Source organism: Crocosphaera chwakensis CCY0110 (assembly GCF_000169335.1).
In the GTDB taxonomy this organism is placed as follows: Bacteria; Cyanobacteriota; Cyanobacteriia; order Cyanobacteriales; family Microcystaceae; genus Crocosphaera; species Crocosphaera chwakensis.
Window position 1 is genome coordinate 19,103 of the sequence record NZ_AAXW01000053.1, and the last position, 10,444, is coordinate 29,546.

10 protein-coding genes and 1 pseudogene are annotated in these 10,444 nt (G+C 34.5%); 6 read left to right on the top strand and 5 right to left on the bottom strand.

Annotated features, from left to right (window positions below):
- Window positions 1–15 precede the first annotated feature (15 nt).
- Window positions 16–597: a hypothetical protein gene (locus CY0110_RS22015; protein ID WP_008277781.1), complete on the bottom strand. Its 582-nt coding sequence runs from the start codon at window positions 595–597 to the stop codon at window positions 16–18.
- A 76-nt stretch (window positions 598–673) separates the two neighbouring features.
- The gene (locus CY0110_RS22020; protein ID WP_008277782.1) at window positions 674–1,252 is read right to left on the bottom strand and encodes a hypothetical protein; all 579 of its coding nucleotides are present in this window, start codon (window positions 1,250–1,252) and stop codon (window positions 674–676) included.
- A 436-nt stretch (window positions 1,253–1,688) separates the two neighbouring features.
- On the opposite strand from CY0110_RS22020, the gene psbA reads away from it, so the two are divergent.
- From psbA to CY0110_RS22040, 4 genes are all read left to right on the top strand, one after another.
- Window positions 1,689–2,765 carry a photosystem II q(b) protein gene (gene psbA / locus CY0110_RS22025; RefSeq protein ID WP_008277783.1) on the top strand — a complete coding sequence of 359 codons (1,077 nt, stop codon included), beginning with the start codon at window positions 1,689–1,691 and terminating at the stop codon, window positions 2,763–2,765.
- Between the two features lie 74 nt (window positions 2,766–2,839).
- A complete protein-coding gene (petC, locus tag CY0110_RS22030) occupies window positions 2,840–3,373 on the top strand; it encodes a cytochrome b6-f complex iron-sulfur subunit (protein ID WP_008277784.1) in 534 nt (177 codons plus the stop codon).
- A gap of 94 nt (window positions 3,374–3,467) precedes the next feature.
- Window positions 3,468–3,869 (top strand): rhodanese-like domain-containing protein, encoded by a 402-nt coding sequence (locus tag CY0110_RS22035; protein WP_008277785.1) that lies wholly within the window; start codon window positions 3,468–3,470, stop codon window positions 3,867–3,869.
- Window positions 3,829–4,491: a Tll0287-like domain-containing protein gene (locus CY0110_RS22040; protein ID WP_232285782.1), complete on the top strand. Its 663-nt coding sequence runs from the start codon at window positions 3,829–3,831 to the stop codon at window positions 4,489–4,491. Before CY0110_RS22035 ends, CY0110_RS22040 begins: the two co-directional genes overlap by 41 nt.
- On the opposite strand, the gene CY0110_RS22045 is transcribed toward CY0110_RS22040, so the two are convergent.
- Both CY0110_RS22045 and thyD read right to left on the bottom strand, forming a co-directional pair.
- Window positions 4,488–5,765 carry an NAD(P)/FAD-dependent oxidoreductase gene (locus CY0110_RS22045; RefSeq protein WP_008277787.1) on the bottom strand — a complete coding sequence of 426 codons (1,278 nt, stop codon included), beginning with the start codon at window positions 5,763–5,765 and terminating at the stop codon, window positions 4,488–4,490. The genes CY0110_RS22040 and CY0110_RS22045 overlap by 4 nt on opposite strands.
- Before the next feature lie 44 nt (window positions 5,766–5,809).
- Window positions 5,810–6,733 carry a thylakoid membrane protein ThyD gene (thyD, locus tag CY0110_RS22050; protein ID WP_008277788.1) on the bottom strand — a complete coding sequence of 308 codons (924 nt, stop codon included), beginning with the start codon at window positions 6,731–6,733 and terminating at the stop codon, window positions 5,810–5,812.
- Window positions 6,734–6,861: 128 nt separating this feature from the next.
- On the opposite strand from thyD, the gene dnaB reads away from it, so the two are divergent.
- Window positions 6,862–8,199 (top strand): replicative DNA helicase, encoded by a 1,338-nt coding sequence (gene dnaB, locus CY0110_RS22055; protein WP_008277789.1) that lies wholly within the window; start codon window positions 6,862–6,864, stop codon window positions 8,197–8,199.
- Window positions 8,200–8,347: 148 nt separating this feature from the next.
- On the top strand, window positions 8,348–9,796 hold the full coding sequence (locus CY0110_RS22060) for a glycosyltransferase family 39 protein (RefSeq protein ID WP_232285783.1): 1,449 nt from the start codon (window positions 8,348–8,350) through the stop codon (window positions 9,794–9,796).
- On the opposite strand, the pseudogene CY0110_RS22065 reads toward CY0110_RS22060, so the two are convergent.
- Window positions 9,797–10,444 (bottom strand): annotated as a pseudogene (locus tag CY0110_RS22065) (glycosyltransferase family 2 protein); the annotation flags it as partial.

The window sequence follows — 10,444 nt, forward strand, 5'->3', positions numbered from 1 at the left end:
ATTTTTTTAGATTTTTTAAGATACTTCTGTTAAATTAACTGTGTATATCATATACAAAATAAAAGCAGAAAAACTTATAATAATTTGTAGTGGTCTAAAAAATTGGTTATTTAAAATAGTTTTAAAGCGTTCGACTCTTTCTAAAGAAGAAAGCAAACCAACAATTCCCAACAATATAAAAGACCAATCGTTTATTATGTCAAACTTGGGATCACTAATAATATAAGTTATATTCCAGTAACCACTTATAGTAAGAATTATCAATAAAATAATCATTGTACTAATGCTAATAATCATCATAATTATTGCCCATAAATTTTCTGAATACCATTGTTTAGAAAATAGTTTATTTTTGGGTTTATCACTTGTTTCATTTAATAAATTTGGGTTTGTCATCTCACGCCAATCTAAAACTATGTTAATGATAAACACTATAAATGGAATTAACCAGGATATAATTTTTGATATAGCCTCATGATTCATATAACTTTGAACTATATAAAAACCGCAAAATATAGAAAAGCTTATTAAAAGCAATAACCAAAATAGTTTACTTAATAACTTAGGATTAGATAACAGTTTTTTTAGATTAAACATAATGTACTAAAAAGATAGAGTATAAATAGATAAAATGATTTATTTTAAATAAAACAATTAATTATCCAGTATTTTTCTAAGGTGATTCTATTAAATTACTCGTATATATTAGATATAGCATAAAAATTGAAAAAGCTAATACTGCTTGTAATAAACTTAAAAGTTTACTATCTATAATTTGGTGAAACTTGGGAATTTTCTTTAGAGAATCAGATATTGCAAAAACTCCCAACAAAATAAAAGACCAATCTTTTATTATATTAAACTTTGGATCACTAACTATATAATTTGTATTCCAACCGTCATAAATAGTAAGAATTATCAATGAATTAATCATTACACTCATTCCCATTATCATAATAATTATTAATGGTAAATTATCTAAATACCATTTTTTAGAAAATAATTTATTTTTCGGTTTCTTATCTATTTCTTGGGATAAATTTGGTTTTGTTAGATCGTGCCATTTTAAAGCTGTCTCAAATATAAATACTGTAAGCCATACTAATGAGTTTATAATTTTTAATATAGCTTCATGATTGATACGGTTTTTAACTAAATCATACCCCAGAAATATAGAGAAGTATAAGCAAAATAATAAACCAATAACGTAACTGAAATTAGGATTAGATAAAAGTTTTTTTAGATTAAACATAATATATTAAAAAGACTAGCAATACTTAATAATAAGCCATATTTTTTGCATTCAAGTTAGTATTACCGGGGGAAATTGTTTGCGAAGCTAAATTTGTGGTGGAAATGACGGCTGAATGATGGTTCAAACGTCTCTGTTTACAGTGTTGATGTCTCATTATTGTTATTTTTACCTTAAATTCTGTTGGATCTTGTTGCGTTGCACAGCGATCGCCTATCTTGAAACTGAAGCGATCTGTTGCACTCTAGCTTCATGGTTAGGGAAAATTTTATAGCTCCCTTTATTTACAGTATGATTATTTAGTTAATTTGTCAAAAAACAAAATAGTGAAAAATACCTATTGATAATATATAACTATTTAGCTATATTTTTAATTAAGCAATATATGATAAAAGGGATTCCTTTTAATACAATTGTCTCGAAGAGGATTTAAACCATGACTATTTCTTCAGTTGAGCGATCTACAGAGAGTAATCTGTGGTCAAAGTTTTGTAACTGGATTACTAGCACCGAAAATCGCTTATATATCGGCTGGTTTGGGGTTTTATTAATTCCTACTGGGTTAGTGGCTGCTATTGTCTTTCTTTTGGCTTTTATTGCTGCGCCTCCTGTGGATCTAGATGGCATTCGCGAACCCGTTTCTGGTTCCTTGCTGTATGGCAATAACATCATCAGTGCTACCGTTGTTCCCACCTCAGCGGCCGTTGGCTTACATCTTTACCCTTTATGGGAAGCGGCCAGCTTAGACGAATGGCTGTATAATGGCGGTCCGTATCAAATGATTGTGCTGCACTTTTTAATAGGAATTTTCGCTTATATGGGGCGAGAATGGGAGTTAAGCTACCGTTTAGGGATGCGTCCCTGGATTCCTGTCGCTTTTTCTGCCCCTGTCGCTGCTGCGACGGCTGTTCTCTTAATTTATCCCATTGGACAAGGAAGCTTTTCCGATGGCTTAATGTTGGGCATTTCAGGGACATTCAATTTCATGATTGTCTTCCAAGCAGAGCATAACATTTTAATGCACCCATTCCACGAGTTAGGAGTAGCTGGTGTGTTTGGGGGTGCGTTGTTTGCTTCGATGCACGGATCGTTAGTGACTTCGAGTTTAATTCGAGAAACCACCGAAGCGCAATCAGCTAATCAAGGTTATAAATTTGGACAAGAAGAAGAAACCTATAATCTAGTGGCTGCTCATGGCTATTTTGGACGATTAATCTTTCAATATGCCAGTTTTAACAATTCCCGTTCCTTACACTTCTTCTTAGCTGCTTGGCCAGTCATCGGTATTTGGTTTGCTGCGATCGGCATCAGTACCATGGCCTTTAACCTCAATGGCTTTAACTTTAACGGATCAGTTCTCGATTCTCAAGGACGAGTCATCAATACTTGGGCCGATGTTATTAACCGTGCCAATATTGGCATAGAAGTGATGCACGAACGCAACGCCCATAACTTCCCTCTTGATCTAGCGTTAGGGGAATCTCAACCCATTCCTATGACAGTTAATAGCTAAATCTGCATAAAAATCGACCGATAGGAAACCTCTCTATCGGTCACAGTCCTCACCATTAAACTTTAAAAAACATCATGGAAAATAACATTTCTCTCGATCAAGCGTCTCTCTCACGGCGACAACTGTTAAACTTTTTAACCGGATCGACGGTTGCGGTGGTTGTCGGATCTGCTCTTTATCCTGCGGCCAAATTCTTTACCCCACCTAAAGAAATAGGAGAAGGGGGAGCGATCTTGGCTAAAGATAAACTGGGAAATCCCATTCCTGCGTCACAAATTCTAGCAAATCCTCCTGGAACTCGTGCATTAGTTGCTGGTTTAGCAGGAGAACCCACTTATTTGATTGTGACAGATGCTAACACCTTAGATGGACGGGGTATTGTGGATAATTGCACCCATTTAGGTTGTACGTTTCCCTGGAATGAGATGGCTGAACAATTTCAATGTCCTTGTCATGGTTCCCGTTACGATGCGGAGGGTTCTGTGGTTCGTGGTCCCGCTAACCGTCCTTTAAAACTGGTTCATGTGGCGGTGATCGATGATGCCATTTGGCTTTCTCCTTGGACTGAAATCGATCCTCGCATGGGAGAACGCCCTTGGTGGGTTTAATCACAGTTGTAATACAGTCTTCTAGACTGTACACCCAGGATGGTCGTAGCTACAGTTTTCACAATTTGTAAACCCTATATAAGAGATGATCAACATGACTGCAACAACTTCTTTAAAACCATCGGTTACGAATATTTCTCCTCAAGAATTTCATCAATTATCAAATCGTCCTTTATTAATTGATGTTCGCTCAAATTTTGAATATGTTAGAGGTCATGCTCAAGGAGCGGTTAATATTAGTTTACCTCGTATTTTAATGGCAAAAAATGCTTACTTACGGCAGTTTATTTTCCCGAAATGGTTCCGAGATTTACCGAAAGATAAACCCATTGCTGTTATTTGTTTGACCGCTCATCGGAGTCCCATCGCAGCTAACTTTTTACTTAAAATGGGTTTTACTAAGGTCTTGAATGTCACGGGGGGAATGCGCCAATGGTGGCAATTAGACTATCTCAATGTCACAAGCAATCAACCAGAAGAAAGTAGGAGAAAATAGCATGATCAATCATCCAATGATTTTCAAAGGTTTGGGGTTCATGTTGATTGCTATCCCTATTATGTTCTTATTATTAATAGGAAATCCCACCATAGCTAACGCCCAAACTGATCCCAATCAATTAACCAAAGCGGTTCAAGAAATTGAGGCACTTGATGGGATGAGAACACAGTTAGCTTCAACTTTAAAAAATCAGCCAGAAGCACCTGATTTAGATACCTTTAAACAAGTGTGTAAACCTGTTGGTATACGAGCAAAACAACTGAGTCAAGAAAATGGCTGGAAAGTAAGACAAATTGCTAACAAATATCGAAATCCTGTCCATTCGCCTAATAGCTTACAAGAAACAATGGCCTTAGCTAACTTTGAGCAAAACCCAGAGTTAATGGGTTTTTGGCAACGAGAAATGATGAAAGGAGAAAAGGGAACCGCTTATTATCGACGCATTAATGTTGAAGGGAGTTGTTTAGCTTGTCACGGGGCAAAAAATTCTCGACCCAAATTTGTGCAAGAAAAATATCCTCAAGATTTGGCTTATGATTTCAAAGAAGGAGATTTACGGGGAATGTATGGGGTGTTTATCCCAGATATTCAAGCAGCTTTAACTGAATTTACGCCTTAGTCTGATCTAAGCAAAGGTTTAACTAAAGATAATCCCAACCCTTGCAAAGCTAACCGTTCAAACCAAGGAACTGACCAACCATGACGCATTTTGAATAAGAAAAATTGCTCAAAGGCTGTTTTACTCCAACTCACCCATTTTCCTTGTAAGGCGATCGCTTTTCTGCGTTTTTCTGTGATAGCATCGGGTAAAATGGGGGCAGCCAAAAAACAAACCCCCGTTTGTCCAAAATCAGCCAAACATAAAGCTTCTAGGGTTGGAATCATCAAATTACTCGATATTTCTCCTAATTCACAAGCAATATTATGGGCTACTGCTATTCCCATTGCTTCTGTCATTTGTCCTGTTTTGGGAACTCCGATAGGAATGGGAGTCACTTCTGGGGGTTTAATTTGCACCACAACACCCACACCATAAAGGGAGGGATAGTCAGGATGTTGTCCAGTGGGTAAAACGGATAAAAATCCCTTTTCATCCGTTAATTCAGGGATTTCTCTCAAAAAACTAGGACCTCGAAAGGGAGGTAACAACATGGCATATTTAAAGGGCAAAGTCTGATCAGTTGATAAATAGATCGTATCAGATGAAATATGGGAAATCGCAGCATTTTCTAGGATATTAATGTTATGTTCTGCCATTAATTTTGTAACTAATGCCTGAGAATTGGCCATGCTACCTATTCCTAAATGTCCTAGATAAGGTTCAGGGGTAACAAAGGTAATGGAAATTTGTTCTCGCTGTCGTAATCTCCTGAGAATTGCATCTGCTAACAGGGTAAATTCGTAGGCCGGACCAAAACAACTAGCCCCAGGAACTGCCCCCACCACCAATGGACCTGGATCAGCTAAAAATTCGGACCATGCTTGACCGGCTTTTTGTGCATGATGGGGATTACACACAGATTGAGTATATCCTGTTTCTGGTCCGAGTCCAGGAATAGCATCTAAAGCGAGTTCTGCACCAGTTGCGACGATAACATAGTCATAGGTTATAATTTCATCTTCTACTGTTATTTGTTGTATTTTTGGGTCTAGTTTTGTAACGGTTCCTAATAACCAATTAATTCCCCTTTTTTCTACTATAAGCTTGATTTCTAATTGAATCCGTTGCAATGAAATTAAGTTTAATGCAACCCAAGGTAAAGACGGAATAAAAGTAAACTTGGGTTGATTAGAAATAATTGTAATTTTATGAGAAGAAGAGAGTAAATGGCGCAATTCATAGGCTGTTGGTAATCCTCCTATTCCTCCGCCAATAACAACAATATGAGCCATAATTGACACCTTTAAATGTTGCCATGAATTAAGAAACAGGTGATTTACATCTTGGGGACAATATCCATTAAGGCTGATTTAATCGTAAGATATTGGTATTGAAATCCTAAGGCTAGGGTTTCTTTCGGCAACACTTGTTGACCTTCTAAAACAACTTTTGAGCCTTCTCCTAAGAGAACTTCTAGGGCGAAATCAGGTACTGGCAACCAAGAAGGTCGATTCATCACGTCTCCTAGGGTTTGACATAATTCATTCATTCGCACGGGATTAGGGGCTGTAGCGTTAAATGTTCCGACAATACCTGATCGGTTTAACGATTCTTTAATTAACTGTACCAAATCATCAATATGAATCCAAGAAAACCACTGACGACCACTGCCAATTGGTCCACCGGCAAATAGTTTAAAGGGTGGAATCATACGAGCTAAAGCCCCTTCTGTACCTAAAACAATGCCGAACCGCAAAATGACTAAACGGACATTGACTTTTTTTACTTCTTGCGCTTCACTTTCCCAAGCTTGACAAACTTCGGCTAAAAAATCATCACCAGGGGGACTATTTTCATCAAAGGTTTTTGTTTCGCTGGTACCATAATAACCCACAGCAGAAGGATTAATTAAAACGGAAGGTTTATCTTTTGCTTTGCTAATGGCTTCGACTATTTTTCGGGTTCCTAACTGACGGCTTTCTAAGATGGCTTTTTTATGTTCAGGACTCCATCTTTCTGCAATAGGTTCTCCTGCTAAATTCACCACAGCATCACACCCTGATATTTTATTTTGCCACTCTCCTGATTCTGTGGCATTATAAGCAACTATTTCCACATTGGGAAAAGTAGAAGGGGGATAAATTGTTGTAGCACGATTAATGTTTCGGGTGAAGATAACAAATTGATGACCTTCATCCTTTAAGCTATTAATTAATCGAGTTCCTACAAACCCCGTGGCACCAGTAATTGCGATTTTCATTGTTTAAATCGTTATTCTTAATAGTTATTAGCATAACCGATCAAGGAGTCGTGATTCAATCTTTAGTACAGAGTTACCTAAATAACAAAATTGCAGTAAAATTAGGATGTTGTGTTACGAAGTTGCTTATGGTTATTAATCAAACCCTTCCCCCTCAAAATATTGAAGCAGAAGAGTCTATTTTAGGTGGAATTTTACTTGACCCTGAAGCGATGGGACGGGTGGTGGATTTAATGAATCCAGAAGCGTTTTATGTTCAGTCCCATAAAGAAATTTATCAAGCAGCTTTAAAGTTATATGGACAGGGACAACCGACGGATTTTTTAACGGTTAAAAGTACCTTAGATGATCATCATTTATTAGAACAAGTTGGTGGACTCAATAAGTTAACTCAGTTGTTAGATCGAACGGTTTCTGCGGTAAATATTGACCGTTATGCAACTTTAGTAATGGATAAATATTTACGCCGTCAATTGATTGCTGCGGGTCATGAAATTGTTGATTTAGGATTTGAAACCACTCAAGCATTAGAGATTGTTTTGGATGAGTCAGAAAAAAAGATTTTTGCTTTAACTCAAAAACGTCCTCAAGAGGGATTAATCCCGATTTCTGATACCATTATTAAAACCTTTAACGAGTTAGAAAAACTCCACGAACAAACTGCACTTCCGGGTATCGAAACTGGATTTTATGACTTAGATGCGATGACAGGAGGGTTGCAACGTTCGGACTTAATTATAATAGCGGGTCGTCCATCAATGGGGAAAACAGCATTTGGGTTAGGAGTGGCCGCAAATATTGCCAAAAACTTTGATTTACCAGTAGCAATGTTTAGTTTAGAAATGTCAAAAGAACAGCTTTCTATGCGTTTATTAGCAGCAGAAGCAGGAATAGAAAGTAACCGTTTGCGTTCAGGAAGATTTGTACAAAATGATTATGAAAAAATTAGTATTGCTATTGGTACTTTATCCAATTTGCCGATTTATATCGATGATGCTGCTAATATTACAGTGACTCAAATTCGCTCTCAAGTTCGTCGTTTACTAGCAGAAAAGAAAGGAGAATTTGGTTTAGTTTTAATTGATTATTTACAATTAATGGAGGGTTCAGGTAGCGAAAATAGAGTTCAAGAATTATCAAAAATTACTCGTTCTTTGAAGGGGTTAGCTCGTGAAATCAAAGCCCCAGTTATTGCTTTATCTCAATTAAGTCGTGCAGTTGAAGCAAGAAATAATAAACGTCCAATGATGTCAGATTTACGAGAAAGTGGTGCGATTGAACAAGATGCTGATTTAATTATGATGTTATATAGGGATGAATATTATAATCCTGATACGGTAGATAGAGGAATAGCTGAAATCCTTTTAACTAAGCATCGTAATGGACCAACTGGAACCGTTAGATTATTATTTCAGCCAGAATTAACTAAATTTTTGAATATGCAAAACAGTTCTAATTATGCCTAATTACTACTTAGCAAAATTCTCTCGATATTTATACTTAATTATATTCATTTTTCTGATATTAGGAATCCTCTTTAGATTTATAAATATTGAACAGAAAGTTTACTGGCATGATGAAATTTTTACCAGTTTACATATTAGCGGATTTTTGATGAGTGATTGGATAAATAATTTATTTACAGGAGACATTCTTGAACCTAAGCAATTACAATATTATTTACAAAATCATCCTCACAAAATGTTAGGAGATACCCTGAAGGTTTTAGCAATTGAAGATCCTCATCATCCTCCTTTATATTATATTTTAGTAAGAGTCTGGCGACAACTATTCGGAGATTCGGTTACCGTTATTAGAAGCTTTTCTGTTTGGGTTAGTTTATTCTTTTTTCCTGCTATCTACTGGTTAAGTTGGCAATTATTCAAACAACCCATTGTGAGTGCTATATCTGTGGGATTAATTGCTGTTTCTCCTTTTTATATTCTTTATGCTCAAGAAGCTAGAGAATATGCTTTATGGACAGTTTTAATTACTTTATCGAGCGCTTCTTTATTAAAGTCCATTGAGTTGATAAATGCTCAAACAATTAACCTATCTAAATCTTATTTAATGTGGGGAATTTATGTAATTTTGACAATCCTTAGTCTTTATACTTCTTTATTTACTTTATTTGTGATAATAGCTCAAATAGCTTATACTTTTTTCTTGAATCAATTTAGATTGACAAAAGTTTCTGTTTCTCTCAGTATTTCTTTAATACTTTCTGTTATTTTATTTACTCCTTGGATAAGTGTTTTTATAGCTAATTATGAACGATACAAACTGATTACCAGTTGGACAAAAGAGTTCCATTTTTCAGCTTTATATTTATTAAAATATTGGGGCTTTAATCTCAGTCGTATTTTTATAGACTTTGATTTAAAATTCAACAATATATTTACTAATTTTGTTATAATTATTTATTTAATCTTAGTTCTATATTCTCTCTATTTTCTAATTAATAATACTCCTAAAAAATGTTGGTTATTCATTATTATGATGATGGGTGTTCAACTATCATGTTTATTAATTCCAGATATTGTTTTAGGAGGAGTTCGTTCTCTATCTCCTCGTTATTTAATTCCTTTTTACATTATTACTGATGTCAGTATTGCTTATTTATTAGCTAATCAATTAATATCTCCTCAAATATTGAATACTAAAATTTGGTCAATAATTACTCTAATTGTTTTTTCAGTTAGTCTTTTATCTTGTATCAATAATTTACAAAAAAATACATCTTATACTAAAATAATCAGTTATAGTTTACCAAAAGTAGCTCAAATAATTAATGAAAGTAATTCTCCTTTATTAATCGGTAATGATACCAGTTATAATTCAGGTAATATTATGGCATTAAGTTATTTACTTGATTCTCATGTTAAATTACAATTATTCTCACATACTGATAACTATCAACTATCAAAAGAGTTTCACACTGTTTTCTTATTAACTGTTACTAATAAAGGAAAAGAAACCTTAGAACAATCAGAAAATATTAAAATTACTGAGGTGTTTAGAGATGAACATCTTCAGTTATGGAAAGTTAAACTTCTAAATTAATTATTGACGTTTTCTTAAAAAATTAGGACGGACTAAAACTTTTAACATTAACCAGAGAGATTTCAATTCTCCTGGCGTTTTTTTTGATTTCCATTGATCAGAATTACCATATAAAATTGCAATTAATTTTCTTTCTTCTAATAAACTGAGATCAGAAAATGTAACAATTAGTTGACTATAGGATTTATGAAATTGAATGTCTTTAATAATAGCAGCGATGACAAGATTATGCTTCGGAAACTTTATTTTAATAATTTTATTTAGTGAAAATTGATTATTATTTACTCGAATTTCTGCTCCTACTTCTGATATTTTAGTTATTAAACCTTTTGTATTATAATAAGAATCTAATTCAAAAATTTTAACTTTTTTCCTAACAGTTAACCAATGATAAACATCAGATTTTGGTGCATCTACCATCATATACAATGAAATAATTAAAATGAGAATATTATATAAATTAAATAACCAAATTAATTGTAATCCTCCTAATAACTGTGGTTCCACTATACTAGAATTATCGCTGAAAACTAGAAACATACTATAGCTAAGACTAATACAATTTAATGCTAATAAAATAAATAGAGGATAAGCCAATTTTTCATTAAAGATAAAACGTTCTTGTGATAATCCTTTCGGAGTCACTTT